The organism is Brevundimonas vitisensis, from assembly GCF_016656965.1.
In the GTDB taxonomy this organism is placed as follows: domain Bacteria; phylum Pseudomonadota; class Alphaproteobacteria; order Caulobacterales; family Caulobacteraceae; genus Brevundimonas; species Brevundimonas vitisensis.
Genome location: NZ_CP067977.1, coordinates 1,792,686 through 1,819,401, shown reverse-complemented (window position 1 = coordinate 1,819,401; position 26,716 = coordinate 1,792,686). Strand labels below are relative to the sequence as shown.

General features: G+C 67.5%; 29 protein-coding genes. 16 read left to right on the top strand and 13 right to left on the bottom strand.

Going from position 1 to position 26,716, the window contains the following annotated elements:
* Window positions 1-36 precede the first annotated feature (36 nt).
* Window positions 37-666, top strand: a complete 630-nt coding sequence (locus JIP62_RS09205) for an SOS response-associated peptidase family protein (RefSeq protein WP_201101904.1) — start codon at window positions 37-39, stop codon at window positions 664-666.
* A 7-nt stretch (window positions 667-673) separates the two neighbouring features.
* Here the strand turns inward: JIP62_RS09205 and JIP62_RS09200 are convergent, their stop codons facing one another.
* Genes JIP62_RS09200 through rph form a run of 3 tightly spaced genes read right to left on the bottom strand, consistent with a single transcriptional unit; the run spans window position 674 to window position 2,155 of the window.
* The gene (locus tag JIP62_RS09200) at window positions 674-901 is read right to left on the bottom strand and encodes a hypothetical protein (protein WP_201101903.1); all 228 of its coding nucleotides are present in this window, start codon (window positions 899-901) and stop codon (window positions 674-676) included.
* 36 nt (window positions 902-937) lie between these two features.
* Complete coding sequence (locus JIP62_RS09195; RefSeq protein WP_201101902.1) at window positions 938-1,369, bottom strand: hypothetical protein; 432 nt, start codon at window positions 1,367-1,369, stop codon at window positions 938-940.
* 60 nt (window positions 1,370-1,429) lie between these two features.
* Window positions 1,430-2,155 carry a ribonuclease PH gene (gene rph / locus JIP62_RS09190; protein WP_201101901.1) on the bottom strand — a complete coding sequence of 242 codons (726 nt, stop codon included), beginning with the start codon at window positions 2,153-2,155 and terminating at the stop codon, window positions 1,430-1,432.
* A gap of 47 nt (window positions 2,156-2,202) precedes the next feature.
* Between rph and JIP62_RS09185 the strand changes: the two genes are divergently transcribed.
* From JIP62_RS09185 to grpE, 3 genes are read left to right on the top strand one after another with little or no spacing between them, the layout of a single operon-like run.
* A complete protein-coding gene (locus tag JIP62_RS09185; protein ID WP_201101900.1) occupies window positions 2,203-2,799 on the top strand; it encodes a GNAT family N-acetyltransferase in 597 nt (198 codons plus the stop codon).
* Window positions 2,796-3,869, top strand: a complete 1,074-nt coding sequence (gene hrcA / locus JIP62_RS09180; protein ID WP_201101899.1) for a heat-inducible transcriptional repressor HrcA — start codon at window positions 2,796-2,798, stop codon at window positions 3,867-3,869. The genes JIP62_RS09185 and hrcA overlap by 4 nt, the downstream gene beginning before the upstream one ends.
* Window positions 3,866-4,486, top strand: a complete 621-nt coding sequence (gene grpE / locus JIP62_RS09175; RefSeq protein ID WP_407932717.1) for a nucleotide exchange factor GrpE — start codon at window positions 3,866-3,868, stop codon at window positions 4,484-4,486. Before hrcA ends, grpE begins: the two co-directional genes overlap by 4 nt.
* A 59-nt stretch (window positions 4,487-4,545) precedes the next feature.
* On the opposite strand, the gene hisC is transcribed toward grpE, so the two are convergent.
* From hisC to JIP62_RS09135, 8 genes are all read right to left on the bottom strand, one after another.
* Window positions 4,546-5,661 (bottom strand): histidinol-phosphate transaminase, encoded by a 1,116-nt coding sequence (gene hisC, locus JIP62_RS09170; RefSeq protein ID WP_201101898.1) that lies wholly within the window; start codon window positions 5,659-5,661, stop codon window positions 4,546-4,548.
* 28 nt (window positions 5,662-5,689) lie between these two features.
* On the bottom strand, window positions 5,690-6,373 hold the full coding sequence (locus JIP62_RS09165) for a hypothetical protein (RefSeq protein WP_201101897.1): 684 nt from the start codon (window positions 6,371-6,373) through the stop codon (window positions 5,690-5,692).
* Window positions 6,373-7,407, bottom strand: coding sequence for a DUF2125 domain-containing protein (locus JIP62_RS09160; protein ID WP_201101896.1), 1,035 nt, complete (start codon window positions 7,405-7,407; stop codon window positions 6,373-6,375). Before JIP62_RS09160 ends, JIP62_RS09165 begins: the two co-directional genes overlap by 1 nt.
* Window positions 7,408-7,515: 108 nt before the next feature.
* Window positions 7,516-9,558, bottom strand: coding sequence for a TonB-dependent receptor plug domain-containing protein (locus tag JIP62_RS09155; RefSeq protein WP_201101895.1), 2,043 nt, complete (start codon window positions 9,556-9,558; stop codon window positions 7,516-7,518).
* 155 nt (window positions 9,559-9,713) lie between these two features.
* Window positions 9,714-11,144: a metalloprotease TldD gene (tldD, locus tag JIP62_RS09150; protein ID WP_201101894.1), complete on the bottom strand. Its 1,431-nt coding sequence runs from the start codon at window positions 11,142-11,144 to the stop codon at window positions 9,714-9,716.
* A 185-nt stretch (window positions 11,145-11,329) separates the two neighbouring features.
* Window positions 11,330-12,094 (bottom strand): head GIN domain-containing protein, encoded by a 765-nt coding sequence (locus JIP62_RS09145; protein ID WP_201101893.1) that lies wholly within the window; start codon window positions 12,092-12,094, stop codon window positions 11,330-11,332.
* Entirely contained in the window at window positions 12,091-12,681 is a 591-nt protein-coding gene (locus JIP62_RS09140) for a DUF1700 domain-containing protein (protein ID WP_201101892.1), read from the bottom strand. Before JIP62_RS09140 ends, JIP62_RS09145 begins: the two co-directional genes overlap by 4 nt.
* On the bottom strand, window positions 12,678-13,046 hold the full coding sequence (locus tag JIP62_RS09135) for a PadR family transcriptional regulator (protein ID WP_201101891.1): 369 nt from the start codon (window positions 13,044-13,046) through the stop codon (window positions 12,678-12,680). Before JIP62_RS09135 ends, JIP62_RS09140 begins: the two co-directional genes overlap by 4 nt.
* A gap of 259 nt (window positions 13,047-13,305) precedes the next feature.
* Here JIP62_RS09135 and coxB point away from each other — a divergent pair, with 259 nt between their 5' ends.
* The 11 genes from coxB (at window position 13,306) to JIP62_RS09080 (ending at window position 23,512) form a co-directional block, all read left to right on the top strand.
* Window positions 13,306-14,286, top strand: coding sequence for a cytochrome c oxidase subunit II (gene coxB, locus JIP62_RS09130; RefSeq protein ID WP_201101890.1), 981 nt, complete (start codon window positions 13,306-13,308; stop codon window positions 14,284-14,286).
* A gap of 21 nt (window positions 14,287-14,307) precedes the next feature.
* Window positions 14,308-15,975, top strand: a complete 1,668-nt coding sequence (gene ctaD, locus JIP62_RS09125; protein WP_201101889.1) for a cytochrome c oxidase subunit I — start codon at window positions 14,308-14,310, stop codon at window positions 15,973-15,975.
* A gap of 167 nt (window positions 15,976-16,142) precedes the next feature.
* On the top strand, window positions 16,143-17,138 hold the full coding sequence (locus tag JIP62_RS09120; RefSeq protein ID WP_201101888.1) for a heme o synthase: 996 nt from the start codon (window positions 16,143-16,145) through the stop codon (window positions 17,136-17,138).
* Window positions 17,135-17,332 (top strand): hypothetical protein, encoded by a 198-nt coding sequence (locus tag JIP62_RS09115; RefSeq protein ID WP_201101887.1) that lies wholly within the window; start codon window positions 17,135-17,137, stop codon window positions 17,330-17,332. The genes JIP62_RS09120 and JIP62_RS09115 overlap by 4 nt, the downstream gene beginning before the upstream one ends.
* A complete protein-coding gene (locus JIP62_RS09110; protein WP_201101886.1) occupies window positions 17,329-17,871 on the top strand; it encodes a cytochrome c oxidase assembly protein in 543 nt (180 codons plus the stop codon). The genes JIP62_RS09115 and JIP62_RS09110 overlap by 4 nt, the downstream gene beginning before the upstream one ends.
* A gap of 53 nt (window positions 17,872-17,924) precedes the next feature.
* Entirely contained in the window at window positions 17,925-18,803 is an 879-nt protein-coding gene (locus JIP62_RS09105) for a cytochrome c oxidase subunit 3 (RefSeq protein WP_201101885.1), read from the top strand.
* Between the two features lie 95 nt (window positions 18,804-18,898).
* Window positions 18,899-19,192 carry a DUF983 domain-containing protein gene (locus JIP62_RS09100; protein ID WP_230974707.1) on the top strand — a complete coding sequence of 98 codons (294 nt, stop codon included), beginning with the start codon at window positions 18,899-18,901 and terminating at the stop codon, window positions 19,190-19,192.
* Entirely contained in the window at window positions 19,182-19,931 is a 750-nt protein-coding gene (locus tag JIP62_RS09095) for an SURF1 family protein (RefSeq protein WP_201101883.1), read from the top strand. Before JIP62_RS09100 ends, JIP62_RS09095 begins: the two co-directional genes overlap by 11 nt.
* A 53-nt stretch (window positions 19,932-19,984) precedes the next feature.
* Window positions 19,985-21,196, top strand: coding sequence for a M16 family metallopeptidase (locus JIP62_RS09090; protein ID WP_201104669.1), 1,212 nt, complete (start codon window positions 19,985-19,987; stop codon window positions 21,194-21,196).
* A 24-nt stretch (window positions 21,197-21,220) separates the two neighbouring features.
* A complete protein-coding gene (locus tag JIP62_RS09085) occupies window positions 21,221-21,811 on the top strand; it encodes a GNAT family N-acetyltransferase (protein WP_201101882.1) in 591 nt (196 codons plus the stop codon).
* 54 nt (window positions 21,812-21,865) lie between these two features.
* On the top strand, window positions 21,866-23,512 hold the full coding sequence (locus tag JIP62_RS09080; RefSeq protein ID WP_407932716.1) for a putative bifunctional diguanylate cyclase/phosphodiesterase: 1,647 nt from the start codon (window positions 21,866-21,868) through the stop codon (window positions 23,510-23,512).
* A 14-nt stretch (window positions 23,513-23,526) separates the two neighbouring features.
* On the opposite strand, the gene JIP62_RS09075 is transcribed toward JIP62_RS09080, so the two are convergent.
* Window positions 23,527-24,096, bottom strand: a complete 570-nt coding sequence (locus JIP62_RS09075; RefSeq protein WP_201101880.1) for a YqgE/AlgH family protein — start codon at window positions 24,094-24,096, stop codon at window positions 23,527-23,529.
* Window positions 24,097-24,237: 141 nt separating this feature from the next.
* On the opposite strand from JIP62_RS09075, the gene JIP62_RS09070 reads away from it, so the two are divergent.
* A complete protein-coding gene (locus tag JIP62_RS09070) occupies window positions 24,238-24,723 on the top strand; it encodes a peroxiredoxin (protein ID WP_201101879.1) in 486 nt (161 codons plus the stop codon).
* Window positions 24,724-24,791: 68 nt separating this feature from the next.
* On the opposite strand, the gene JIP62_RS09065 is transcribed toward JIP62_RS09070, so the two are convergent.
* Complete coding sequence (locus JIP62_RS09065) at window positions 24,792-26,705, bottom strand: ATP-binding protein (RefSeq protein WP_201101878.1); 1,914 nt, start codon at window positions 26,703-26,705, stop codon at window positions 24,792-24,794.
* Window positions 26,706-26,716 lie beyond the last annotated feature (11 nt).

The window sequence follows — 26,716 nt, the reverse complement described above, 5'->3', positions numbered from 1 at the left end:
TTTCCTGCGGCACCGGCTTTCGGCTAGGCTGATCCGATGTGTGCCTCCTATGAATCCCGGTTCACCGTGCGCCAGCTGGTCGAGGCCTTTGGCCATGCGGGGATCGCCATTGGCATGGATGGGGGCGGTCTGCCCAATCTGGAACCGCGCGAGGAGGTTCGGCCCACGGATGCCGATCGGGTGGTGCGGATGGCGGAGGATGGGTCGGTGGTCTATGCCCCCGCCCGGTTCGGCCTGGTGCCCGGCCAGCCGAAGCGCCCGCCGGTGATCAATCTGCGGTCCGAGGGGCGGACGGTGGCCAATGGGGCCGGGGGCGGGCGGGCCCTGCTGCCGGTCTCGGGCTTTTACGAGTTCACCGGCGACACCTATCCGAAGACGCGCTGGCGGCTGTCGGCAGCGGACGGATCGGTGCTGATGCTGGCCTGCGCCTGGCGGGCGCAGGGCCCGGGCGAGGGGTTTGCCCTGCTGACGGCCGAGCCGGGGCCGGACATCGCGCCGTATCACACGCGCGGGGTCGTCCCCTTGCCGCCGTCGGCCTGGGCCGACTGGCTGTTTGATCGGGTGCCGGGCGAGCAGCTGCTGTTGCCGCCGCCCGCCGGGACCCTGGTGGCCACCGCCGCGCCGCGACCGGGGGCGGGATCGGCGCCGTCGCTGTTCGACCTGTAAGGGTCGGTCAGTCTTCCAGGCGCGGAGAGTTCACGCCGCGCAGCTGGCAGGCATTGTCGGCCGCGGCCCGGCCGGTCTGGGCGCCGGTCGGCACCAGTATGCCCTGACGGGCTTGGCAGTCAGCGGCCAGCGCCTTCAGGTCGGAGTTGTAGCCGCCTTCCATCGGGCCGGTGGCGCAGGCAGAGGCCGTCAGGCCCAGGGTCAGGACGGCGGCGGTGGAGATCAGGATACGCATGGGCAGGACTCCTTCTGGCAGATGATGCAGCCGGCCTCAGCCGACACACTGTGAGGGGCGGGTCTCTTTCGGGCCGTACTGGGCGCAGGACCGGTCGATCTCGCCCTGGATCAGGGCGCATTCGTTGGCCACGTTGCAGGGCGGGCGCGTCGCAGGACTGACAGCGATGCAGCGTTTGACTAGGGCGGCTGCGGCGGCATCGCCGATCTCGGCGGCACAGCCGGTGCCGATCGGGACGACGGGCATGGCGGCCGGCGCGGTGGGGTCTGGCGCCCCGCTACCGGTCGGCGGGGGAGTGTCTGGGGACGCGACCTCCTCCTGGGGTGGCGCGTCCGGGGGCATCACCGGCTCATCGACCGGAACAGCGGCAACGGGCTCGGTCGTGTTACCGGCACCCTGTGGCCCACAGGCGGACACCAGGGGCACAGTCATCATAACGGCGGCGGCGATCAGCGGGATCAGACGCATGGGGGCACTCCGGATAGGGAACCGAGCCGACGATGGCCCGGTTCCGATCCGACATACAGACTACCGCCCCAAAGCCGACTTTTGCATGGCAAACAGTTGGCGGCAGCCGCCGTCGGCCAGGGCGAACAGGCGGTCGAACTCGGCGCGGGAGAAGCCCCGCTTCTCGCCCGTGGCCTGGATCTCGACGATGGTGCCCGAGCCGGTCAGGACGAAGTTGGAATCGGCCTCGGCCGAGGAATCCTCTTCATAGTCCAGGTCCAGCACGGGCTGGTCGGCACAGACCCCGCACGAGATGGCCGCCACCTGATCCAGGATCGGGTCGGTCTGCAGGACACCCTCGGCCCGCAAATAGTCGAAGGCGCTGGCCATGGCGACCCAGGCCCCGGTGATGGCTGCCGTGCGTGTGCCGCCGTCAGCCTGGATCACGTCGCAGTCCAGCACCACCTGGCGCTCGCCCAGGGCCTTCAGATCGACCACGGCGCGCAGGGAGCGGCCGATCAGGCGCTGGATCTCCTGGGTGCGGCCCGATTGTTTGCCGGCGGCGGCTTCGCGGCGGCCTCGGCTGTGGGTGGCCCGGGGCAGCATGCCGTATTCGGCCGTGACCCAGCCCTGGCCGGTGTTGCGCATCCAGCCGGGGACCTTTTCCTCGACCGAGGCGGTGACCAGCACCTTGGTATGGCCGAACGAGACCAGGCACGACCCCTCGGCATAGCGGTTGACGCCCGTCTCCAGGGTCACGGAGCGAAGCTGGTCGGCCAGGCGGCCGGACGGACGGGAAGCGGTCATGAGCGATGATCCTTGGAAGCTGGGGCGGTGGTGATTATCCTGAAATCATGCCGCTGTATCCCCCAGGGTCATCCTCCGGGTCATCCCCCGCGCCGTCGGTCGCCGTCCGTCTGCGCCCGGCCACGGTGGACGATGCCGACACCCTGGCTGCCTGGGACCGGGAACCGCACGTCATCGCCTGTTCCAGCGATGACCCGGACGCCGAGGCGGCCTTCGGCAGCGACTGGGTCGAGGAGATCACCAACTCGGCCAATGAACTGACCTATGTCATGGCCGAGGTCGACGGCCGGCCAGTCGGAGCCATGGCGGTCTGCGACCCCCATACCGAACCCAGCCACTACTGGGGCGAGATCGAGCCGGGCCTGCGGGCGATCGATATCTGGATCGGGCCGCCCGAGTGGCTGAACCGGGGCGTGGGGACCCAGATGATGGCCCAGATGATCGATCGCTGCTTCGCCGAGCCGGGCGTCAGTGCGATTGTCATCGATCCACTGAACACTAATGTCGACGCGCAACGGTTCTATGCGAGGCTGGGGTTCCGGGTCGTCGGACGCCGGGCCTTCGGCGATGACGACTGTCTCGTCATGCGGCTGGAGCGTGAGCACTGGCGATCTGGATCGCCGAGACAGGCGGGCGCTCAATGACTTTCATGACCAGTCCGTCGCCGTCTCTGTCCAGTCTGGATCAGAGGGCCCGCGACATCTTTCGCCATGTGGTGGAGACCTATCTGGAGACCGGCGAGCCGGTGGGATCGCGTACGGTCTCGCGCGGCGGGGTGCATCTGTCGCCCGCCTCGATCCGCAACACCATGCAGGACCTGACTCTGGCCGGTCTGCTGGCGGCGCCGCACACCTCGGCGGGACGGATTCCGACGCATGCGGGTCTGCGGCTGTTTGTCGACGGCTTTCTGGAGATCGGCGACATCGGGGCCGAGGAGCGCCGCGAGATTGACGCGCGGCTAGCCGGAACGGGTCGGGGCTTCGACGAGGCCCTGGATGCGGCCTCCAGCCTGCTGTCCGGCCTGGCGGGCGGGGCGGGCATCGTGGCCAGTCCGGTACGGGATGCCGGCGTCAAACATGTGGAGTTTGTCGCCCTGGGCCAGGATCAGGCCCTGGCTGTGCTGGTCGGGGACGACGGCTCGGTCGAAAACCGCATCATGACCCTGACGGCCGGGGTGACGCCCTCGACGCTTCAGGAGGCGTCGAACTTCCTGAATGCGCGCCTGAAAGGCCGTTCCCTGGCCGAGGCCCGGACCGAGATGCGGGCCGAGCTGGAGGCCGCCCGGGCCCAGCTAAACGCCGCCGCGGCCCGGCTGGTGGAGGACGGGATGGCCGCCTGGTCCGGTGGGGCGGACCGCGACCGGTCATTGATCGTGCGGGGCCGCGCCAATCTGTTGCAGGACCGCGAAACGATCGAGGATCTGGAGCGGGTCCGCGTCCTGTTCGACGACCTGGAACAGAAGGAGCAGCTGATCGGCCTTCTGGATGGCGTCAACGCCGGCCAGGGGGTGCGGATCTTTATCGGTGCAGAAACGCGACTGTTTTCGCTTTCGGGTTCCGCCGTGATCGCGGCGCCCTATATGAACGGTCGCCAGCGGGTGCTGGGCGCCGTCGGCGTCATCGGACCTGCGCGACTGAACTATGCCCGGATCATACCGTTGGTGGACTATACCGCCCGGGTGCTGGGCCGAATGCTGGACGGACAAGAGACTTGAGCGACATCAACGACACCGAATTCGACACCGCCGCCCCGGCCGACGCCCCATCGGGCGAAGCCCCAGCGGCCACGGACGACCTGGCCCCGCTCGATGCCGTCATCGCCGAGCGGGACCAGTGGCGGGACCGGGCCCTGCGCGCCGCTGCCGAGGCCGAGAACGTCAAGCGACGCTCTGAAACCCAGATGAACGACGCCCGCGCCTATGCGATTCAGCGGTTCGCGCGCGACCTGCTGGGCGTGGCGGACAATCTGGAGCGGGCACTCCAGGCTGCGCCCAAGAATGCCGAGGGCGGTGAGGCCGGCCTGGTGACCGGGCTGGAGATGACGCAGAAGGCGCTGCTGACGGCCTTTGAGACCAATGGGCTGAAGCGCGTCGCCCCGGAGCCGGGGGAGGCCTTCGATCCGCATCTGCACCAAGCCATGATGGAACAGCCTTCGACGGCGGTCTCGGGCGGCTGCGTCATCCAGACGCTTCAGGCCGGATACGCGCTGTTCGGCCGTACGGTGCGCCCGGCGATGGTCGTGGTTGCGGCCAAGGGTTCGGGAGCCTCTGCGGCCGCCAACCCCTATGCCCAGACCGAGACGCCCGGCGGCAACGTCGACGCCAAGGCCTGATCGAAGCCGTGGGCTCCGGGTCCGCTCTTCGAGCGGCCCGGAACGACGGGAAGCGCTTCTTAAGTCGCAGCGAACTCGGACAGGGCGTCGATCACGGCGCGGTTCTGGTCCTCGGTGCCGATGGTGATGCGCAGGCAGTCAGGCAGGCCGTATCCGCCGACGGGCCGCACAATGATCCCCCGGCTGTTCAGATAGTCGTTGGCCGCTGCGGCCCGGCCAGCATCGGCGAAGCGGACCAGAACGAAATTGCCGGCGCTCGGCAGGACATCGAAGCCAAAGCCGCGAATGGCCTGGGTCATTCGGGGACGCCAGGTGTGGATCAGGTCCCGCGAGGCCTTTTGATGGGCCGCATCGCCGAGGGCCGCCACCGCCGCCTCGATGCCCGGCACCGAGACGTTGAAGGGCAGGCGGATGCGGTCGATCGCCTCGGCCACCGCCAGGGGCGCATAGCCGAAACCGATCCGCAGGCCGCCCAGGCCATGAATTTTTGAGAAGGTGCGGGTGACCACGATGTTGGCGCTGTCGCGGGCCAGGCCGAAACTGGTCTCCCAGTCGGGCTCGGTCACATATTCGGCATAGGCCTCGTCGACGACCAGCAAGACGTGGGGCGGCAGGCCCTCGTGCAGCTGCCGGATTTCCTCGGGCGTATTATAGCTGCCGGTCGGGTTGGACGGGCTGGAGACATAGACGATGCGCGTCCGGTCATCGACCTGGGCCAGCAGGGCCTCCGGCGTCGCCTTGAAGTCCGGCTCCGGCGCCGACTTGACCTCGGCCTGATTGGCCAGGGCGCTGATCCGATAGGCCAGGAAGCCATACTGGCCGCTGACGATATTGTCGCCGGGCGTCAGATAGGCCTGGTTGAGAAGGGCGAACACCTCGTCCGAGCCATTGCCGAAGATCAGGCGCTCGGGCTCCAGCCCATGATGCTCGGCCACGGCGGCGCGCAGCTTGCTGGCGCGGCCATCGGGATAGATGTGGATGTTGCGGATCGCGGCCTCATAGGCGGCGCGGGCCTTTTCGCCAGCACCCAGCATGTTTTCGTTGGACGACAGCTTCATGGGCTCGGCCACGCCGTCGATCTTGGACTTGCCGCCGACATAGGGGGCGATGGCCATGATGCCGGGCTTGGCGACAGGCGCCGCGGCGTCAGGTGCCGAAAGGGGGGCGTCGGTCATGGTCGTCCTCTCAAATGGCGCGGGCGGATCAGAATTGGGGGGCTGCGCCGATCACGCCGCTCAACAGGCCGGGGGCGGCGGTCAGCCGCGCGTCCTCGGCCTGCACATAGCCCGCCAGCATGAACAGCTTCAACCCGCCTGCCGACGCAAGGGGTGTCGCGGCCAGTCCTGCCAGGCCCAGCGCCTCGACGATCCGAAGGTCGCTCTGGTTGGCATCGGTGACCCAGAAGGTGCGGTCGTCCCCGGTCGGGCCGGTTGGCCGCGCGGCGACCATGAGCGCCTGAGGCAGGCCTGCACGGTCGTCAGGCAGGCCCGCGATGATCCGCAGATGCGGCAGGGCCAGAAGGCGCCCCCACCAGGGCCGGACGCCCGACAAGTCGATCAGGGCCTGACCGCCCTTGCTGATGGCGCTCAGGGCGGCTTCGGGCTCGGCCACGACCTGGCCGCCCAGGCCATAACGGTCGGCGGCCAGCAGGCGGGACAGGCCGCCGCACACGAGCGGTGCCCCCGTCTGTCCTGCCTCGATCCGGCCCCAGACGGCGCGGATCACGGCCCGCGTCGCCGAATCCGATCCGGTCAGGAGGGAACGCAGGGCCAGGGCTGCGGCGTCCGGGGCCGGATCGGTCCCGGCGCGAAGGCGGGCCGTCACCGCCTGACGGACGGCCTGATCCAGACGCGCCCGCTCTGGGTCGTGCGGCGGCTCCTGCAGCATCAGAACAGCTTGGGGGCGGGGGCCAGAGCGAAGGGACCCAGCCAGGTGCGGCCATCGCGGAAGACGATGGTCAGGTCCACATCCTGATCCCCGCTCGCGGCGGATACGGCGGCGGCCCCCGCCGCGCCGGCACGATCGACCGAGCCCGAGCCCGACTGCGCCAAGCCCGCGATGGCGGACATTGGTCGCTCCGCCTTCAAGGCGATCTGGCCCTGAAGTCGACCGTCGGGCCCTGCGTTCAACTGATCGCTGGACAGCAGGGCTCGGCTCTCACCCGCTTCCAGGCTGCCGCGAACGCCGGAGAAACGCCCCCCTGCCCGGGTCCAGGCGGCGAACAGTCCGGCGGCGTCAGTGCCGCGCAGGGCTCGCGCATCCTCGACGACGCCTTCGACCTGGGCTGTCAGACGCCCATTCTGCGCCAGACCCTCGACCGGTCCGCCGGAACGTCCCTCGGCATCGGTCATGCGGAACAGCACGTCCAGGTCGGCAACAGCTGCGGCATTGGGCCGGGTGTAGAGTTCGATCTTGCCGGCCCGGCTGATGGGAAAGGCCTCGGACCCCGCCTGGGCCGTGAAGACAGGATTGACCAGTTCGACCGCCAAGGTCGGGAAGGGTGCGGCAAAGCCGGATGCGCTCAGCCGCAGAGCGTCGCCGCGAATATCGACGCGGCCCTTGTCGCCACGAACCAGGGACAGGCCTTCCGGGGCGATCACCACCCATTTGCCGGGGTCATAGGCACTGGCCTCGGCCACCAGGACCGCGCCGGACAGGCCCTGTCCGGACGGAGCCACGATATCCGGATCGGCGATCTGGACCCTGACCCGGAAGGGCCAGCCGCTGGTCTGGACCGGGCCATGGGTGACCGTCCATCCCGAATCGCGCAGAGCCTGGACCTGGACGTCCAGCCGGGTCTCGACCTCACGCGCCAGCCAGAACCACCAGCCCGTCCACCCGGCCAGGGCCACCAGGGCCAGGACCAGGGGCACATAGAGGCCGCGGCGACTGTGACGGGCAGGAGGAGCGTGATCGGTCATGATCGATCCCTAGCCCGTCCCTTGCAGTCTCGCTACCCGAAGCCCCCAGCCCAGCGCCGACAGCGGCCCAAACCCGCGATCAAGCCGCGCGAAGTGCGATAGCCCCCCTCAGAAAGTCTTTCTCAGCCGAACGGAATAGAAGGTCCGCGGATCGACAGTGCGGCTCTCGATGAAGTCCACCGCGCGGGTGGTGCGGTCGGCATAGACGATCCGCTCGAACTCGATGTCGTTCCAGATGTTGACCTGGGCCCGGATCGACAGGGTCGCAGTCGGCTTGTACTCGGCCCAGGCCTCGAAATAGTCGTGACCAATGAAGCCCGAGGTCTGGTCCGGGTCATAGGAATACTGGCCCAGCTTCGGGATGAAGGCGGCTCCCCACTGCAGCTTCCAGCTCGTGATGTCCTGCGACAGGCTGATCACGGCCTGGGAGCGGCGGACGCCCGAGATCGGCCGGGCCTCGCCGGTGGTCGGATCGGTGACCTCGGTGCTGTTCCAGGTGTTGCGGAAGCCCAGTTGTCCACCCGTGAACCCGGCCCAGTCCATGGGCAGCACGATGTTCAGGGCCAGCTGGTCCAGGGTTCCGTCACCGATGTTGCCGATCGCCGACAAGCCGTCGTCCAGGGGGATGGCGTCGATCACGTCGGAGATTTCATCGTGCCGCAGGCCGATCGAGACGATGCCGTCGTCCAGGAAGCGCCGCTCCAGCGTCACCTCGCCGATCCAGCGCTGTTCTGGCTCCAGGTCCGCATTGCCGCCGAACACGTTTTCCTCGTCCAGGTCGGCCGAGGCGGCGAAGTCGCCGAAGTCCAGCTGCCCGACCTCGCGCTCGACCCTGACGCGGACCTGGGTCTGGGCCATCGGGGTCCAGGTGACCAGGAAGCGTGGCTTGGCGAAGACGAAGCTCTTGTCCTGATCGGCGTCGCCTGACTGGGTGATGGTCGAGGCCTCCACGCGCAGACCCCCTTCAAGCGTCAGGTCCGTGCGGGGGCGCCATGTGCCCTTGCCGAAGACTTCGCCCCGGGTTTCCTCGACCGTCACCGAGGCCGAGGGCAGGGGGATGGGCGTGCCGCCGATGCTGAACGCCTGGTCGGTCTCCAGGCGGTTGTAGGCAACCTCGCCGCCGCCTTCCAGGGTCAGGGCGGCGGACTGCTCGAAGCGCAGCGAAGAGCGCAGGATGGTCTCGGACGCCTGACCGTCGCTGGCGAAGCGCTGTTCAGGGCTGTCGACGCCGCCGACGCGATTGCGCGACAGGGACACCGCCTCGAAATCGCTGAACTCGTGAATGAAGCGGGTCTCGCTGCTCAGGCGGTCCCCCATGGGGCGGGTATAGACGGCTCCGAATTCGCCACTGGAGCCCTCTTCTTCGAACAGGCTCTCGCGCAGGATCGCCGGCGCGCTCTGAACATAGCTGGCGTTGAAGTCGTTCACGCCATAACGGGCGGTCAGGTCGATCTTTCCACCGAAGAGCGGGGTGGCGAAGTTGACGCGGCCCGAGGTCCCGCCGCCGTAGTTGCTGTCGGCCGTGGCTTCGTCACGCAGGACACTGCCGTTGGCATCGACGCGGCGCACCCGGCCCACGCCGTCGGAATCGTTCATCGATATGCCGTCGGACAGGGTGATGCCCCAGCTGCGGTCACCTTCCTTGGCTGTGAACTGATAGGAGGCGCCGTACAGATCCTGGCCCCCCTCGAACAGGGCCGCGTTCCAGCTGAGGATGGATTGGCGGCTGGACTGGCTTTTCAGGACCACGTTCACGACGACGGAATAGCCCTGCATGTCGATGCCGGGAGCCCCGCCCCGGATCAGTTCTATCCGTTCGACATTGGACACCAGGGTCCGCGCCAGGACGGAGGAGCCCGCGTCGTTTTTGGATGCCGGACGCGATCCGTTGATCAGAACGTTTCCGACCGAGCCTTCGAAGCCGCGGCTGCCGTCCCCGTCCGAAATGGAGAAGCCGGGCACGCGATTGACCATGTCCAGCGCCGTATTGGGCCGCTGATCAGCAAAGAAGTCCGGCGTGAAGATCAGCACGCCCTGCTGGTCGGCATCGGCCGTTACGGCAGGCGTGGTCGTGGTCGGCGCGCTTTGGGCCAGGGCGGCCGAACCGCTGAAAATCAGGGCGGTGGTGGCCAGCAGTATCGTCTTGGTCATGATGCGATTTCCCCTCGTCATGAACGGGGATGTGCCGGTCGCCGCATCGAACCACCAGTTACAAGCTGGACAGGTGGATTAAATAAGCGACAGAAATACAATCACTTGAGGTGACGTTTCTGTAATGTTTGCGGCCTTTTGGCGATGGTGGCCGCCTAGACGGCGGTACCGCCGACGGTCAGGCCGCCGATCTTCAGCGACGGCTGGCCGATGCCGACCGGAACCCCCTGTCCCGCCTTGCCGCAGACGCCCACGCCGGGATCAAAGGCGAAGTCGTCGCCGATCATGGTGATGTTGGTCAGGGCCGTGGCACCGTCCCCGATCAGGGTCGCGCCGCGCACCGGGGCGGTGATCCGGCCGTCCTCGATCAGATAGGCCTCGGTGCACTGGAAGACGAACTTGCCATTGGTGATATCCACCTGGCCGCCGCCGAAATTGGCGGCATAGAGGCCACGCTTGGTCGAGGCGATCATGTCCGCCTTGGAGTCCTTGCCCCCCTCCATGAAGGTATTGGTCATGCGCGGCATGGGCATATGGGCAAAGGACTGGCGGCGACCGTTGCCGGTGGCCCGCGCGCCAAGCTGACGTGCGGACAGGCGATCGTGCATCAGCCCGACCATGATGCCATCCTCGATCAGGACGGTACGCGACGTCGGGGTGCCTTCGTCATCCACGGACAGTGAACCCCGGCGATGGGCGATGGAGCCGTCATCAACCACGGTCACGCCGGGCGCCGCGACGCGCTGGCCCATCATGCCGCTGAAGACCGAAGACCCCTTGCGGTGGAAATCGCCCTCGAAACCGTGACCGATTGCCTCGTGCAGCAGGACGCCAGGCCATCCGGCCCCCAGGACGACGTCCATCTCGCCGGCCGGACAGTCGACCGCGTCCAGATTAACCAGAGCCTGACGCAGGGCCTCGTCGACCTGGGCCTGCCAGCGCTCGGGCGCGACCCAGGCCTCGAACCCGGCGCGGCCGCCGGCTCCGGACGAAGCGCTTTCGCGTCGCCCGTTCCGCTCGACCGTCACCGAGACGTTCAATCGGACGAGGGGCCGGATATCGCGCACCGTCAGGCCATCTGCGCGCAGGATCTCGATCGCGCGCCGCTCGCCAACGATGGAGGCGGAAACCTGCACCACCCGCGGATCGCGTGCGCGGGCGAAGGCGTCGATCTCGCTCAGCAGGGCCACCTTGTCCGAGAACACCGGCGAGGCCAGGGGATCGACCGGTTCATACAGCACCTGATTGGTGGCGCGCGGACCTTCGGCCGCCACGGCCTGATGGCCGGCCTTGGCCAGGGCGGCGCTGTCTGCGGCCCGGCGCAGGGCAGCAGCCGAAATCTCGTTGGCATGAGCATAGCCGGCGGTCTCGCCCGCCACGACCCGAAGGCCGAAGCCCTCGGATGCGTCATAGGCGGCCGATTTCAGCCGCCCGTCATCGAACACAAGAGATTCGCTCTCGGCGCGTTCAAGGAACAGTTCGCCGTCATCGGCCCCGTGCAGGGCCCCTTGAAGGATTTCCAGCGCTTCGCTGTTGTCGACGCCCGAGGTTTCGAGCAGGGGCGGAGGGGCGGCATGCAGGGTCATGGTCCCTAGATAGGGGGTGCATGCGGCGACGTCACCCGGCACTTCACTCTCCCTCCCCTTCATGGGGAGGGACGGCAAGCCCCGGACCTGGTCCGGGGCGAGCCAGGGTGGGGCAGTTTCGGACATCCCCACCCGGACCGCTGCGCGGTCTTCCCTCCCCATGAAGGGGAGGGAGAGGCCTGTCCCTACTGATGCACTTCGCCCGAACCGGAGATGTCGGACTGCACCGACGTCGGCCGGGTCTCCAGATAGACGTCGCCCGATCCGGCGATATCGATCCGGGCCGCGCCGGTCGGGGCGATACGCGCCTCGCCGGAGCCCGAGATCGCGACCTCGGCATCGGTGGTCGCCAGGTCGGACAGGTCGACCTCGCCCGAACCGGAGATGTCGACCGACAGGGTCTGCACCGTGCCGGAAGCCTTCACCTCGCCGCTGCCCGACACATCGAGATCCAGCCGGGGCTGGTCATAGTCGCGCAGAACCAACTCGCCCGAACCCGCCAGCTCGAACTGGTTGATCGAAGGCGCAGTGATGCGGATCTTCAGGCCGTCATGATCGCTCCAGGCTCCATGATGGCCCCAGCCGACGACAACCTCGCTGTTCCGGCGGTCGATGAAGATGCGGCCATCCTCGACCCTGATCTGATCGACCACGGCCTGGGCCCCGGTGACCACCACCCCGGCCTCGGGTCCCTGCACATAGGTGATTTCGGCCGGCAGATCGATCGACAGGCGGTCCCCTCCGGTCCAGGCCAGGGTGCGGCTGACGTCCGGTCCGCGATCGGCACGATCGACCCGCTCGAAACGGATCGTATCACCGTCAGGGTCCACGATTTTCCAGGACCAGTCGTTCTGTTCCAGTTCATGCGCGCCAAGGGCAAAGGCGCCGCCCAGGCTGGCCAGGGCCAGGACCGTGCTGGCCCCGGCGACGATGACGAGATTGCGGATCATGACCGGTCTCCAGCGGTGTCAGTGGCCTGGGCGTCCAGGGCCGGTTTCAGCAGGCGGTAGTGAAGGCGGGCGAACCAGACCAGGCCGTTGACCAGCCAGATGGTCAGGATGGTCGTCAGCGCGGCCAGGGCGGTGGCTGCGGCCATCAGCCCCAGGCCGCCCAGAATGGCGGCAAGGGCTCCGCCCGGGAACCCGGCGAACGGACCGGCGATCATGATGCCCCCGCCCCCGATGAACAGGCCGAGCGCGGCCATGTAGAAGGCAAACAGAATCCCGACCACGCTCATCAGGATGGGCAGGAGGATCAGGATGTCGATCGCGCCCAGCCCCAGGACGGCAAAGACGGCTCCGGCCGCAGCCGAGGGGTTCTGCTCCTGGTTCCAGCGACGGATGCCGGCTTCGGCCTTCAGTTCGCGCGCCAGACGGTTCGGATCACCCAGGGCCTCGGCCACCTCGGCCTCGCTGCGCCCGGCCGCCTTGCCGTCTTCGAAATGGATCTCGTAGTCGCTCAGTATGTCGGCGGCGGCCGAGGTCGGCATGCCGACCAGCCCTCGCTTCAGCCGGGCCATGAATTCGGCACGGGTCATTGTTCAGCTCCCCTGTCAGTCGTCTCTGGGTTGGGTTGGGCGGCGGGCTCGGCGACGATCCCGTCGACAGCGCGAACGAAAGCCTGCCATTCGGTGGTCTGGGCGTGCAGAGCGTCGCGGCCGGCCGAGGTCAGCCTGTAGTATTTCCGTGACGGTCCGGCCGAGGATTCGACCAGATAGGTCTCCACCAGCCCCTCGGACTGCATGCGCCGCATCAACGGGTAGATGGTTCCTTCGCCCATATCGATGGCGTCCGACAAGCGGGCGGCGATCTCATAGGCATAGCTGTCCGACCGGGCCAGCAGGGCCAGGACACAAAGCCCCAGCACCCCTTTCTTCAACTGTATCTCGATGGTTTCAGGCACCGCGATCTCTCCTTGTGATGGCCATCGTCTATCGCAAGGTATCGTGCGGTGCAAGGTAGCTGTCATTGCATGACGAAGGTTTAATCTTCGGGCTGCGGCGTCATGGTTCGTGCGATATCGGCGCGGGTCGCTTGGCAAGCGCCAAGCGGGGGGATATGGACCGGCTCTCAAAGGTCGTGCCTCTCATTCCGAGGCCCGGCCTGCATTTGCGACCCGCTCGCAGGTGGTTGTCGTGCAACGCATAATGAGGACGTCTCGAATGGGGATGGGCAAGCGAGCCCTGGGGGTTGTGGGAGGCGTGATCGCCTCGGCGTCCCTCGCCGTTTTCGCCGCTGCGCCGGTCTGGGCGCAGGACCTGATGGGGCAACCGACCCCAGGCGGCATCGACCTGCAGCCGGCGGCTTCGCCGCTGAAGCATGAGGCGATCTGGTTCCACAACGCCATCCTGCTGCCGATGTGCTTCGGCATCAGCATCCTGGTGCTGGGCCTGCTGGCGTGGATCGTGATCCGCTACAACAAGAAGGCCAATCCGACGCCCGCGCGCTGGAGCCACAACACCCTGATCGAGGTGATCTGGACCGTGGTCCCGGTGATGATCCTGGTGGTCATCTCGCTGTTCTCGTTCCAGCTGCTGTTCAAATACCACGACAACCCGGACCCCTATCTGACCGTGAAGGTCACCGGGAACCAGTGGAACTGGGCCTATGAGTATCCGGACCAGGGCATCGCGGAATACATTTCCAACATGCTGCCCGAGGACGAGGCCCGTGCGCGGGGCGTGCCCTACCGCCTGGCCGCCGACGAGCCGATGGTCGTGCCGGTGGGCAAGAACATCGAACTGCTGGTCACGGCCTCGGACGTGATCCACGCCGTCGCCCTGCCGGCCTTCGGCCTGAAGACCGACGCCGTGCCCGGCCGGGTCAACAACACCTGGTTCCGCGCCGAGCGCGAAGGCGTCTTCTATGGCCAGTGCTCGGAACTGTGCGGCGTCGATCACGCCTTCATGCCGATCGAAATCCGCGTGGTCAGCCAGGCCGAGTTCGAGGCCTGGGTTGCCTCCAAGGGCGGCTCGATGACGCCGCCGCCCGCCGCCGGCGCAGCCCCGGCCGCCGCGCCTGCCGCTGCGGCCCCGGCGGCGGCCGCCCCGACTGCCGATGCCGCCGCCGCGACCGCGCCTGCGGCCACCCCGACCGCTCCCGCCGCCACGCCAGCCCCTGCGGCTGCGCCGGCGGCCCAGTAACGACGCGAGAGCCCCAACACCATGGCCACCGCACACGCGCCCGCCCACGACATCCACGGTCATGACGCCCATGACCACAAGCCCGGCTTCTTCACGCGCTGGTTCTTCTCCACGAACCACAAGGACATCGGCACCCTGTACCTGCTGTTCGCCATCATGGCGGGCATCGTCGGTGGGGCCCTGTCCGGCCTGATCCGCTGGGAACTGGCCGAGCCCGGTATTCAGATCTTCCGTGAAGGCTCGGTGATCCAGCAACTGGGTCTGATCGAAGCCTCCAAGCATGGCTACAACGTCACTGTGACGGCCCACGCCCTGATCATGATCTTCTTCATGGTCATGCCCGCCATGATCGGCGGCTTCGGCAACTGGTTCGTGCCGATCATGATCGGTGCGCCGGACATGGCCTTCCCGCGCATGAACAACATCTCGTTCTGGCTGCTGGTCTCGGCCTGGGTCCTGCTCTGCCTGTCGATGTTCGTCGATGGCGGCCCGGGCAAGGGCTTTGGCGGTGGCTGGACCATCTATCCGCCCCTGTCCACCAGCGGCCACACCGGCCCGGCCATGGATCTGGCCATCTTCTCTCTGCATGTTGCGGGGGCCTCGTCGATCCTGGGCGCGGTGAACTTCATCACCACCATCTTCAACATGCGCGCGCCGGGCATGACCCTGCACCGTATGCCGCTGTTCGCCTGGTCGGTGCTGATCACCGCCTTCCTGCTGCTGCTGTCGCTGCCCGTTCTGGCCGGTGCCATCACCATGCTGCTGACCGACCGCAACTTCGGCACCAGCTTCTTCGATCCGGCCGGTGGCGGCGATCCGGTGATGTTCCAGCACCTGTTCTGGTTCTTCGGTCACCCGGAAGTGTACATCCTGATCCTGCCGGGCTTCGGCATCATCAGCCACATCGTCTCGACCTTCTCCAAGAAGCCGGTCTTCGGTTACCTGGCCATGGCCTACGCCATGGTGGCGATCGGCTTCGTCGGCTTCATCGTCTGGGCCCACCACATGTATACCGTCGGCATGACGGTGAACCTGCGGGCCTATTTCGTCGCCGCGACCATGATCATCGCCGTGCCGACCGGGGTTAAGATCTTCAGCTGGATCGCCACGATGTGGGGCGGTTCGCTGGACTTCAAGACGCCCATGCTGTGGGCCATCGGCTTCATCTTCCTGTTCACCGTCGGCGGCGTGACCGGCGTGGTCCTGGCCAATGCCGCCATCGACTACAGCCTGCACGACACCTATTACGTCGTGGCACATTTCCACTATGTGCTGTCGCTGGGCGCCGTCTTCGCCATCTTCGCGGGCTTCTACTACTGGTTCGAGAAGATGTTCGGCGTGAAGTACAACGAGTTCCTGGGTGCCGCGCACTTCTGGATCATGTTCATCGGCGTGAACCTGATCTTCTTCCCGCAGCACTTCCTGGGTCTGCAGGGCATGCCGCGTCGCTACATCGACTATCCGGACGCCTATACCCTGTGGAACCAGGTCTCGTCGGTCGGCTATCTGATCACCGTCGCCGGTGTCGTGGTCTTCCTCATCATGCTGGCCGAGGCGGCGATCCGTCGCCGGGTCGGCGTCGCCAACCCCTGGGGCGAAGGTGCCACCACCCTGGAGTGGACCCTGTCGTCGCCCCCGCCGCACCACCAGTTCAACGAACTGCCGGTGGTCAAGGCGGACGAGCACTAAGCCTGCCGCCCTGCGACTGTCCTCCCGGGCATTGGCCCGGGGACTGGCCGGGGCGTGAGGTTAACAGCAAGACGGGCCCCGGATGTTTGCGCGTCCGGGGTCCCTTTCTTTCCCGGACGACGCCCGTCCCTCGTGTCGGGCCCGCGGATGACGGTAAACTGGACTGAATGGCTCCTTCTGCGACCCCCGCCCTGTCCACCGCCCAGCCGGAAGACTTCTTCCAGCTGTTGAAGCCGCGCGTGATGTCGCTGGTGATCTTCACGGCGGTGACCGGCCTGGTGGTGGCCAGGGGCGAGACCGACTGGCTGTCTTCGGCCATCGCCATCCTGTGCATCGCGGTAGGGGCCGGGGCTGCCGGGGCCCTGAACATGGCGCTGGAGGGCGAAACCGACGCCCTGATGCGCCGGACGCGAGGTCGCCCCGTGGCCGCCGGCCGGGTCAAGAAGTCCGACGCCCTGACGTTCGGCATCGTGCTGTCGATCTTTTCGGTGATGCTGCTGGGTATGGCCGCGAACTGGCTGGCCGGCGGGCTGCTGGCCATGACGATCGTCTATTACGCCGGCTTCTACACCCTGCTGCTTAAGCGGCGGACGCCCCAGAACATCGTCATCGGCGGGGCAGCGGGGGCCTTTCCGCCCGTGATCGGCTGGGCCGCAGCGACCGGATCGGCTCCGTGGCAGGCCTGGCTGCTGTTCGCCATCATCTTCCTGTGGACCCCGCCGCACAGCTGGGCCCTGGCGCTGTATTCCGCCGGCGACTATGCGCGGGCGGGCATTCCGATGATGCCTGTGGCGCGCGGGGCCCGATCGACGCGCCTGCAAATCCTGCTCTACAGCCTGGTCTTCGTGCCCGTGGCCATTGCTCCGGGGCTGACGGGTCTGGGCGGACCCATCTATCTGACCGTCTCTGCCGTCGGCGGACTGGCCTTCCTGGGACTGGCCGTGCGCCTGTGGCGGTCGCGCGCGGGCGATGAACCGGACAAGGCTGAGGCGGTGGGGCGAGAGGCCGCATTGTATGATGTCCGTGCGGAGGCCAAACCGGCGCGCAACCTGTTCGCCTTTTCGATCCTGTATCTGATGGCTTTGTTCGCTGCCTTGCTGGTCGAGACCCTGACTGCCCAAGCCCCGATCGTTCAAACCCTGGGCCGGACCCTGATCCCATGACCTTCGTACGCCTGACCCCGGAACAGTTGACCGCCCGCAATCGCCGCAATCGCGCGATCGCCGGAGGCCTGATCGCCTTCATGGTGCTGATTTTCGTGGTCACGGCCCTGAATCTGAAACGCAACATCGACGCACGCGCGGCCCTGAACGCCCCCAACCAGGCCTCCGCCGTCTCGGGAGATCGCGCCGGATGAACCGCAAGAACATGATCGCCCTGGCCTGCGGCGGCGTGGTCATGGCCATGACCGGCGCGGCCTTTGCGGCTGTGCCCCTCTATCAGCTGTTCTGTCAGGTCACCGGTTTCGACGGCACGGTCCGCAAGGCTGACAAGGCCCCGGACACCGTCCTGGATCAGACGGTCATGATCCGGTTCGACACCAATGTGCGTGGCCTGCCCATGACCTTCCGCGCCGAACAGCCCACGCAGCGGGTCCGGATCGGCGAGACCGGCATCGCCTATTTCAATGTGACCAACACCTCCGACCAGCCGATCGGTGCCACCGCCGCCTATAATGTGGTGCCCGAGCGGGCCGGGCCTTATTTCCAGAAGCTGCAGTGCTTCTGTTTTGAAGGCCAGACGATCGCGCCCGGAGAAACGCGGTCCTTCCCCGTCCAGTATTTCGTCGCACCCGAAATGGCGACCGACCGCGAGTCGCGCGGCGTCAGCGAAATCACCCTCAGCTACACCTTCTATCCCACCAAGGGATTTGATCCCACTGGCGCAGCGGGATAGGCGAGGCTATAGCCGTTTCCAATCCTACCGACCGCCTCAAGAGACCTTCGAGAATGGCCGACGCCCACGCCGCTCCGCATCACGACTATCACCTGGTCGACCCCAGCCCGTGGCCCCTGGTGGCCTCGCTCGCCACGACCGTCATGATGGTCGGGGCGGTGGCCTGGATGAAGGGGGTGTTCGGCCTGCCCGAGGGCACGTCGTGGCTGTTCTTCGCCGGTTTCGCCGGTGTGCTCTATGCCGCCTTCGGCTGGTGGGCCGATGTCATCAAGGAAAGCCAGCGGGGCGACCACACCCCCGTCGTCTCGATCGGCCTGCGCTACGGCATGGTGCTGTTCATCGCGTCGGAGATCATGTTCTTCGCGGCCTTCTTCTGGATGTTCTTCGAGATGGCCATCTTCAACGAGGCGCGCGCCTTTGTTCCGGAAGTGGGCAACTGGGCCGACACGGCCGCCGCCTGGTCGACCTGGCCGCCCCAGGGCATCGAAACCCTGGATGCCTGGCAGCTGCCGCTGCTGAACACGGTGATCCTGCTGCTCAGCGGCACGACGGTCACCTGGGCGCACCACGCCCTCCAGGTCGGAGACCGCAAGGGGGCCCGCATGGGCCTGATCATCACCGTGGCCCTGGGCGTGCTGTTCACCGCCGTGCAGGCCTATGAGTACGAGCACATCCTGCATGAGAACCTCTTCTTCAACGAAGAGGCGCTGAACTCGGGCCTCTATGGTTCGATCTTCTTCATGGCGACGGGCTTCCACGGCTTCCACGTCCTGATCGGCACCATCTTCCTGGCGGTCTGCCTGCTGCGTCTGCTGGCCGGACAGTTCACGCCCCAGAAGCATTTCGGCTTCGAGGCTGCGGCCTGGTACTGGCATTTCGTGGACGTCGTCTGGCTGTTCCTGTTCGCCTTCGTCTACGTCATCTTCGGGTGACGACAGGCCCTTCGGGTCCAGAGTTTCAGCCGGCGCGGACCGATCCGGTCCGCGCCGGTCTGCTTTGCCGGTGTCCGCGCTGCGGGCGTGCGCCCTTGTTCAATGGCTTCCTGAGGGTCGTCGAACGCTGCCGGGCCTGCGGATACGATTTCAGCCATCTGAATACCGGTGACGGTGCGGCGGTCTTCGTCATGCAGATCGCGGGCGGGATCGTGGTCTTCGGGGCCCTGTTCATCCAGATCGCCTACAGTCCGCCGGTCTGGGCGCTGCTGGCTGTGGCCACACCCCTGGTCGTGGGCCTTTCGCTCAGCCTGATGCGACCCGCCAAGGGGGTGATGATCGCCCTGCAGATGCGCAACCGTGCGGGACAGTCGCGCCATGACATCTGAACCGACCCGCCGGGCCCGTTTCCCGTGGCCTCTCACGCTCGCTACGGGCCTGGCGCTGTGCCTGTTGATCGGCCTGGGCAGCTGGCAGGTCCAGCGACTGGGCTGGAAGCAGGACATCATCGCGCGGGCCGAGGCTGCCGCCGGCCTGCCCCCCGCGCCGATCGAAGACGTCCTGCAGGAGGACGCGATCGAATATCGGTCGGTGATCCTGACCTGCCCCGGTCTGGCCACTGCGCCGTTCGTTGAGCTGAAGACCATTCACGACGGCACCTCCGGCGTCCGGCTGATCTCCGCCTGCCGGGCGGACGAGACGCTGCTGGTGGATCGCGGCTTCGTGGCCGACACCGTCTCGGCTCGCCCGCCGGTCCGTGCCTCGACAGACCCGGTCCGCCTTACCGGCCAGATTCGCCGGACCGACCGGAACCGCTGGGCACCGCCGCCACAGGGGGGCGTCTTCTATGACCGCGACCTGGCGGCCATGGCCGCAGTCCTGGGCATGGCGGCCCCGGTTTCGGATATCACCATCTTCGCCACCACCTCGTCCAATCCCGACTGGCCGGCGCTGCAGCCCTCAGCCCCGCCCGCAGCCTTTTCAAACAACCACCTGGGCTATGCCGCCACCTGGTTCGGCCTGGCGCTGGCGCTGGTCGGCTTTTACGTCGCGCTGCTCAGAAGACGGCGCGATCCCGGCAAGCAGCCTCGATCCGCAAGCGCGGCGACAGGGAAGATGAAGTCCTGACCCAGGCCCGCCTCCATACGCTTTCGAACGGCCTTCGGGTGGTGTGCGACCCCATGCCGGGCCTGCGGACCTTCGCCTTGACGGTCGCCGTCCAGGGCGGGGCCCGGTGGGAGCCGCCGGAGCGGTCCGGCTGGTCGCACCTGCTGGAGCATCTGGTCTTCAAGGGGGCGGGCGACATGGGAGCCCGCGAGATCGTCGAGCGGATCGAAGCCGAGGGCGGGTCGATCAATGCCGCCACCGGCTATGAGCGGACCAGTTTCGACGTGCGCGGTCTGGATGGCTCGCTGGGCCTGGCCCTGCAGGTCGTGTCTGATCTGGTCTTCCGTCCCCGACTGGATCCTGCCGAGATCGAACGCGAAAAGGACGTGGTCGACCAGGAGATCGCCGAGGCCTTTGACACGCCCGACGATCACGTCTTCGAAATGGCTCAAACCCGGGCCTTTACCGACCAGCCCCTGGGCCGGCCGATCCTGGGCTCGGTCGACAGCCTGGCCCCGGCGGACCCCGTGGGGGTCGCGAGCTGGCGAGCGCAGCTCTATTCGCCGGATCGGATGGTGGTGGCCGTGTCCGGCGCGGTGGACGAGGGCGAGCTTCTGACCCTGGCCGAGCGCTGGTTCGGTCAGGCTCCGGCAAAGGCCGCCGCGGCCCCGGCCCCGGCCGTCTTCCACGGCGGTCACGCGACCCTGTCTCGCCGCATTGAGCAGGCCAATCTGGTGTTCCAGCTGCCAGCACCCGGCGCGACCGATCCTGATCTGCCTGCCTTGCGCCTGCTGACCGAAATCCTCGGCGGGGGCATGGCATCGCGCCTGTTCCAGAGCGCGCGCGAGGACCGGGGCCTGGCCTATGCGATCGACGCCTATCACGACCCCTATGCCGACATCGGGCTGTTGGGCATCTATGCCGGGGCCGCGGCCGACCGCGCCGTCGAACTTGCCCAGGTCTGCGCCGCGGAGCTGCGGACCCTGGCCGAGCAGGGCCCTTCGGCGGCAGAGCTGTCGCGCGCCAAGGCCGTGCTGAACGCAGGCCTGTGGATGTCGGACGAGGCACCCGCCAGCCGCGCCGGCCGGGCCGCAGCCCAGACCCTGATCTTTGGCGCTCCGATCGCATCGGATGTCACCCAGGCCTCTGTGATGGCCCAGACGGCGGACGACCTGCGGCGGGTCGCTGCCGCCTGTCTGGCCCCCGCCCGGGCGGCCACCGCCGTGCTGGGTCCGCGCGCCGCCTCGAAGGCCGGGACCGCTTTCGCCGACGCCCTTTTCGGCTGATCGGTCGCGAGATAGCCTGAGCCCATGGCGTTGTTCGACTGGCTGAACGAAACGGCGGGCCCGGATGTGGAGGGAGAGGGCATCCGCCTTCGGCCGCCAGGACCGGCCGACTATGCCCCCTGGGCTGAACTGCGCCAGCTGTCGCGCGACTATCTTCAGCCCTGGGAGCCGACCTGGCCGGTCGACGACCTGACCCGCCCCGCCTTCCGCCGCCGCCTGACCATCTATGCGCGCGAGATGGAGCAGGCCACGGCCTGGCCCTTCTTCATCTTCGACGCGCAGGACGACACCCTGGTCGGGGCGATCACCCTGTCCAACATCCGCCGGGGCGTCGCCGACACCGGAACCCTGGGCTATTGGGTCGGCCAACCCCATGCGGGCCGAGGCCACGCCAGCGCCGCCGTGCGGGCCATGTGCCGCTTTGCTTTCGAAACACTTCAGCTGCACCGGATCGAGGCGGCCTGCGTCCCGACCAATGTCGCATCACGCCGTGTGCTCGAAAAGTCAGGCTTCCGACTGGAAGGTCGCGCGCGGGCTTATTTGAAAATTAACGGCGCATGGGCAGATCATCTGTTGTTCGGCCTTGTTTCTGACGAGTTCGGGCGCGGCACCTGATCCGGGTGCTGCACCAAGGGATACCGCAGGCGCGTGAGTAATCGATCCAGGACCATGCTCTGGGATGCCACCACGGCGATTGAGGCGCTGGCTGCGGCTGATGCCGCGCTGTGGATCTGGACGCCGGCGGAGGATCGGATCCGTTTCACCGGGGCGACCCGGTCGCTGGGGCTGGGCCCCCTGGCCCCCGAGTGCTCGGGCGCGGCCTTCATCGCCGTCACCGCCCCTCAGGATCGGTCGCTGGCCGAACGTATCCTGAAACCCCAGGCCGAGGGCACCGAGGTGGCAATCCGCCTGCGGATGCGCGATTCCGAAACCTGCCTGTGGCGCGGCGTCTGGCTGGAAGACGGCCTGCGCGCCGCCGGGGTCGTGGCGAGAGAGGCAAAGTTCGCCGGTGCCGATCGTGACCCGTTGACGGGGCTCCTGGACCGGCGCGCCTTCCTGACCCAGGTGGGCGAGGCCCTGACCGTGCCGGGGGACTATGAACTGGTGGTCGCCGACCTGGACCGTCTGCGTCGCCTGAACGAAGCCCTGGGGCATGCCCGGGCCGACATGGTGCTGTCGGCGCTGGGGTCGCGCCTGGCCGCGGCCTTTTCCGGGGACGCCTGTCCCGCACGCATCGGAGAGGACGAGTTCGCCGTCCTGGCTCCGCGCGCGCAGGGCTCCGTCTCGAACCGCATGCGCGCCGCCTTGGAGCAGCCCCTGCGCGTCGCCGGCTTTGACATCTATCCGACCGTATCCATTGGCGCGGTCTCGACGGAAGGCGGCCCGGACGCGGCAGACGCGGCCGAGCTGCTGCGCCGTGTCGAGCTGGCCGTCGAACAGGCCAAGACCGCAGGCCGGGGTGGAGCCGCCGCCTATGGCCGGGCACTGGAAACCGACAGCCTGTCGCGCCTGGCCATGGAGGCGGACCTGCGAAACGCCTTCGTGCGCGGCGAGATCGAGCCCTTCTATCAGCCGATCGTGAATCTCGACACCGGCGCCGTGGCCGGGTTCGAAGCCCTGGCGCGCTGGCGGCATCCGAAGCGGGGAATGGTCCCGCCTGACGAGTTCCTGGGCCTGGCCGATGAAATGGGCCTGATGAACGACCTGGGTCTGCTGATGATGACCCAGTCGGCCCGGCAGCTGGCCGAATGGCTGCATCGCCATCCCGGCGCAGGAAAGCTGTTCTGCAGCGTCAATCTGTCGGTCGGCGAGATCGAGCGGCCCAATCTGGTCGACGATGTCGCGCGCATCATTGCCGAGTCCAACCTGCCCAAGGGAGCCCTGAAGCTGGAGGTGACCGAGGGCGACATCATGCGCGATACCGCCCATGCGGCCGAGGTCCTGACCCGCTTGCGCGAAGCGGGGGCATCGCTGGCGCTGGACGATTTCGGAACCGGCTTTTCGTCCCTGTCCTATCTGGCGCGCCTGCCGTTCGATACGCTGAAGATCGACCGCTATTTCGTTCTGACGATGGACAAGGACGAGGGCTCGGCCAAGATCGTCAAATCGGTCGTCAACCTGGGTCGCGACCTGTCGCTGGAGGTGGTGGCCGAGGGGGTGGAAAACGCCCATCTGGCCCGGCTGCTGCTGGACGCCCAATGCCATTACGGCCAGGGTTTCGGCTATGCGCCCGCCCTGCCGGCCCAGGAGGCAGAGGTCTATCTGAACGAGTCGCTTGCCGACGGGACCGCCCCGATCAAGGCGCGGTCCGCCTGATCAGGACCCTCTCATCAAGCGCGCCCTGACTGGGCGCTGAGCTGTGCCGCATTGACGCCGATCCCGCGCAGGGCGCGTGCCCATTTGGTCTCGTGGTCGGTGTCGAAGACCACATCGAGGTCCAGGTCCGCGATCAGCCAGACGTTTTCGGCCAATTCCTCTTCCAGCTGGCCCTCGCCCCAGCCCGCATAGCCCAGCATCAGAACCGACCGCCGGGGCCCGGAAAGCGGATCGGTCATGGCGGTCAGGGCCTCGCGCGTGCCGGTCACCGCCAGTCCTGGCTCGAAGGCGACGCTGGCATCGGGAGCAACCCAGTCGTCGGTATGCAGGACAAAGCCGCGCTCGCCTTCCACCGGACCACCGATCATGACCGGTCGTTGTCCGGCGTTTTCGGGAACCGCCGTCTCCAGCTTGGTCAGGACGGTTGCCAGGTCCACGCCGGGCACGGGCCTGTCGAGCCGCAGTCCCATGGCGTGATCGGGGCCATGGGCGCAGACCAGGATGACGGCCTGCTCAAACCGGGCGTCGCCGATGCCGGGCATGGCCACCAGCAGACGACCGACGAGGGAGTTGAACGCGTCCATGACCTGATGATCGGCATGGCGGGCCGGGCACGCAAGCACCAGCGTCGAAAAACCCTGCTTGGCGGGGTGACGGCGGGTCTCTATCTGAAGCTCGGAGCCATCCGGCCCGCCCTTCCAGACCCGTCTTATCGGAGCGCTACCATGACCATCCAGATCGGCGATCGCCTGCCCGCCGTCACCCTGGCCCGGGCCACGCCCGACGGCCCCCGCCCGATCACGACGGAAGAGCTTACGGCCGGCAAGACCGTCGCCCTGTTCGCCGTTCCCGGTGCCTTCACCCCCACCTGCTCGGCGCGCCACCTGCCGGGCTTCAAGGATCATGCGGCCGATCTGAAGGCCAAGGGCGTCGACACCATCGCCTGCGTCTCGGTCAATGATGCCTTCGTGATGCAGGCCTGGGCCGAAAGCCAGGGCGTCAACGGGGACGACATCCTGATGCTGGCCGACGGCAGCGGCGATCTGACGCGCGCCCTGGGCCTGACCATGGACGCCAAGGGCTTCGGCATGGGCGAGCGCTCGCAGCGTTACGCTATGGTCGTGCGTGACGGTGTGGTCGAACGCCTGGATGTGGATGCCGGCGGCGAGTTCAAGGTGTCGTCCGCCGAGCACCTGCTGGCGTCGCTTTAACGGCAACCGCTCTGCGGCTTGAGGCCGTTAGATGAGCGGAGCGCGATCCTGTACCGAGGCCGTCAAACTCAGGCGGCTTCGGTCTCGTGTTCGGGGGAGGTCGCGTCGGCCTCGTTGGAAAGGACGTGGGTCACGGCACCCAGCAGGGTCGCCGGCGTAATCGGCTTGGGCACGAAATAGGTCATGCCCGCAGCCATGCAGGCGGCGATGTCCTCGGCCGAGGTGTCGGCGGTGACAGCGATCACGGGCGTCGGTGCGTTCGGGCCGCCCTGGCTGCGGATCCGCCGCGTCGTTTCGCGACCGTCCAGCTCGGGCATGCGGACATCCATGAAGATCACGTCGAAGACCTCGGCGTCGCAGGCAGTCAACGCCGCCATGCCATCCGCCGCCGTCGTCACGTCACAGCCCAGCGGCTGCAGGATCAGCTGGATGGCGCGGCGGTTGATGTCGTGGTCGTCCACGACCAGAACCCGCAGCGGTCGGCCTTCATCGTCGTCGGTAGCGGGCTCGGGCTCGGTCTGCGCGGCCGGAACCGGCTGGATGTCGATCACCTGGGACTCGGCCGGCGGGGCCACCTGTGCGGTCAAGGTCGAGGCGAGGGAGCGGGCGACGACCGCGCGTGCGGCGGGATCCAGGGCCGTCACCGGCTGGGCGACCACATTGCTGCGTCCGAAGCGGACCGACAGTGTAAAGCTGGCCCCCTGACCCGGCGTGCTGCGGGCGGTCAGGCGGCCGCCCATCAGCTGAGCCAGATCGCGGCTGATGGTCAGCCCCAGGCCGGTGCCACCGTGGCGGGCGCTGACGCCCTCGGCCGTCTGATCAAACGGCGTGAACAGCCGCGACAACTGGGCCGCCGACATGCCCGGCCCCGTGTCGCGCACCTCGATCAGTACAGCATGACCTTCGGTCTCGTCCTGCCAGGCGCTGAGGACCAGGGTGATCGTGCCCTGATCGGTGAACTTCATGGCATTGGAGATCAGGTTGTTCAGGATCTGGCGCAGACGCATGGCATCGCCGCGCACCATGGCCGGCATCTGGGCGGCCCCTTCGATCCCCAGTCTCAGGCCCTTGGCCCGCGCCGGGCCCTGCCACAGGCGTACGGTCTGGGCGATCAGGCTGCGCAGGTTGAAGTCGCCGTCCTCGACCGTCATCCGCCCGGCTTCCAGCTTGGCGTGATCCAGCAGGTCGTCCAGAAGCGCCTTCATCATCAGGCCCGCGTCGGTGATCAGATGGGCGTGCGCCCGGGCCGTGTTGTCAGCCGCGCCCTGCTCCAGCTCGGCCGAACCTGCCAGAATGGCGCTGATGGGGGTGCGCAGGTCATGACCGACCGCGGCCAGAAAGGCGCTGCGGCCTTCCATGACCCGTTCCGCCTCGATGCGGCGACGATCCGCGTCCAGCCGCGCCTTGATCTCCGAGCGCCGCGACCGATCCATCCGCTGCCAGGTGCTGATGCAATAGGCAATGAAGACCCCCACGGCGATGCCTGCAGCCGTGGCGAAATTGGTCGATGCCCCATTCATCAGCATGAGGAAGGGCGTCGCAGTCAGATACAGGAACTGGCCCAGTGAGGTCAGGATCATGACCAGGTTGGACCGCGGCGCATTGATCACCGAATAGATGGCACCCGCCGACAACATGATGGCGGCGCAGACCCCGCCCATCGGCCCGCCGACGATCCAGAGCGGAATCGACAGGCTGCCGAAATAGGTGCCGTTCAGCACCAGCATCAGCCCGCCCGCCATCGACCGCCCCAGCGGCATACGGGTCGCCCGACCCGTGTTGATGGGTGCGAAAACGATCAGATCGATCAGCTGGATCAGGAAATAGCCGGTGACCCACACCAGCCCGAAGGTCCACCCCAGAAGCGGGCTGAACACCAGGGCGCAGGCAGCCCCCATCAGCAAGCGCTGCAGCAGCGCCTTTCGGCGCTGGCGAACGGCCACGGCCCAGCCGTTGGACATGTCGGCGTCGGCCTGTGGCATGCAGCTCCCCG

Excerpts from the sequence above, each read along its gene's own strand:
- JIP62_RS09205 (WP_201101904.1), top strand. The coding sequence starts at position 37 with ATGTGTGCCTCCTATGAATCCCGGTTCACCGTGCGCCAGCTGGTCGAG.
- JIP62_RS09200 (WP_201101903.1), bottom strand. The coding sequence starts at position 901 with ATGCGTATCCTGATCTCCACCGCCGCCGTCCTGACCCTGGGCCTGACG.
- JIP62_RS09195 (WP_201101902.1), bottom strand. The coding sequence starts at position 1,369 with ATGCGTCTGATCCCGCTGATCGCCGCCGCCGTTATGATGACTGTGCCC.
- rph (WP_201101901.1), bottom strand. The coding sequence starts at position 2,155 with ATGACCGCTTCCCGTCCGTCCGGCCGCCTGGCCGACCAGCTTCGCTCC.
- JIP62_RS09185 (WP_201101900.1), top strand. The coding sequence starts at position 2,203 with ATGCCGCTGTATCCCCCAGGGTCATCCTCCGGGTCATCCCCCGCGCCG.
- hrcA (WP_201101899.1), top strand. The coding sequence starts at position 2,796 with ATGACTTTCATGACCAGTCCGTCGCCGTCTCTGTCCAGTCTGGATCAG.
- hisC (WP_201101898.1), bottom strand. The coding sequence starts at position 5,661 with ATGACCGACGCCCCCCTTTCGGCACCTGACGCCGCGGCGCCTGTCGCC.
- JIP62_RS09165 (WP_201101897.1), bottom strand. The coding sequence starts at position 6,373 with ATGCTGCAGGAGCCGCCGCACGACCCAGAGCGGGCGCGTCTGGATCAG.
- JIP62_RS09160 (WP_201101896.1), bottom strand. The coding sequence starts at position 7,407 with ATGACCGATCACGCTCCTCCTGCCCGTCACAGTCGCCGCGGCCTCTAT.
- JIP62_RS09155 (WP_201101895.1), bottom strand. The coding sequence starts at position 9,558 with ATGACCAAGACGATACTGCTGGCCACCACCGCCCTGATTTTCAGCGGT.
- tldD (WP_201101894.1), bottom strand. The coding sequence starts at position 11,144 with ATGACCCTGCATGCCGCCCCTCCGCCCCTGCTCGAAACCTCGGGCGTC.
- JIP62_RS09145 (WP_201101893.1), bottom strand. The coding sequence starts at position 12,094 with ATGATCCGCAATCTCGTCATCGTCGCCGGGGCCAGCACGGTCCTGGCC.
- JIP62_RS09140 (WP_201101892.1), bottom strand. The coding sequence starts at position 12,681 with ATGACCCGTGCCGAATTCATGGCCCGGCTGAAGCGAGGGCTGGTCGGC.
- coxB (WP_201101890.1), top strand. The coding sequence starts at position 13,306 with ATGGGGATGGGCAAGCGAGCCCTGGGGGTTGTGGGAGGCGTGATCGCC.
- ctaD (WP_201101889.1), top strand. The coding sequence starts at position 14,308 with ATGGCCACCGCACACGCGCCCGCCCACGACATCCACGGTCATGACGCC.
- JIP62_RS09120 (WP_201101888.1), top strand. The coding sequence starts at position 16,143 with ATGGCTCCTTCTGCGACCCCCGCCCTGTCCACCGCCCAGCCGGAAGAC.
- JIP62_RS09115 (WP_201101887.1), top strand. The coding sequence starts at position 17,135 with ATGACCTTCGTACGCCTGACCCCGGAACAGTTGACCGCCCGCAATCGC.
- JIP62_RS09110 (WP_201101886.1), top strand. The coding sequence starts at position 17,329 with ATGAACCGCAAGAACATGATCGCCCTGGCCTGCGGCGGCGTGGTCATG.
- JIP62_RS09105 (WP_201101885.1), top strand. The coding sequence starts at position 17,925 with ATGGCCGACGCCCACGCCGCTCCGCATCACGACTATCACCTGGTCGAC.
- JIP62_RS09095 (WP_201101883.1), top strand. The coding sequence starts at position 19,182 with ATGACATCTGAACCGACCCGCCGGGCCCGTTTCCCGTGGCCTCTCACG.
- JIP62_RS09090 (WP_201104669.1), top strand. The coding sequence starts at position 19,985 with ATGCCGGGCCTGCGGACCTTCGCCTTGACGGTCGCCGTCCAGGGCGGG.
- JIP62_RS09085 (WP_201101882.1), top strand. The coding sequence starts at position 21,221 with ATGGCGTTGTTCGACTGGCTGAACGAAACGGCGGGCCCGGATGTGGAG.
- JIP62_RS09080 (WP_407932716.1), top strand. The coding sequence starts at position 21,866 with ATGCTCTGGGATGCCACCACGGCGATTGAGGCGCTGGCTGCGGCTGAT.
- JIP62_RS09075 (WP_201101880.1), bottom strand. The coding sequence starts at position 24,096 with ATGGACGCGTTCAACTCCCTCGTCGGTCGTCTGCTGGTGGCCATGCCC.
- JIP62_RS09070 (WP_201101879.1), top strand. The coding sequence starts at position 24,238 with ATGACCATCCAGATCGGCGATCGCCTGCCCGCCGTCACCCTGGCCCGG.
- JIP62_RS09065 (WP_201101878.1), bottom strand. The coding sequence starts at position 26,705 with ATGCCACAGGCCGACGCCGACATGTCCAACGGCTGGGCCGTGGCCGTT.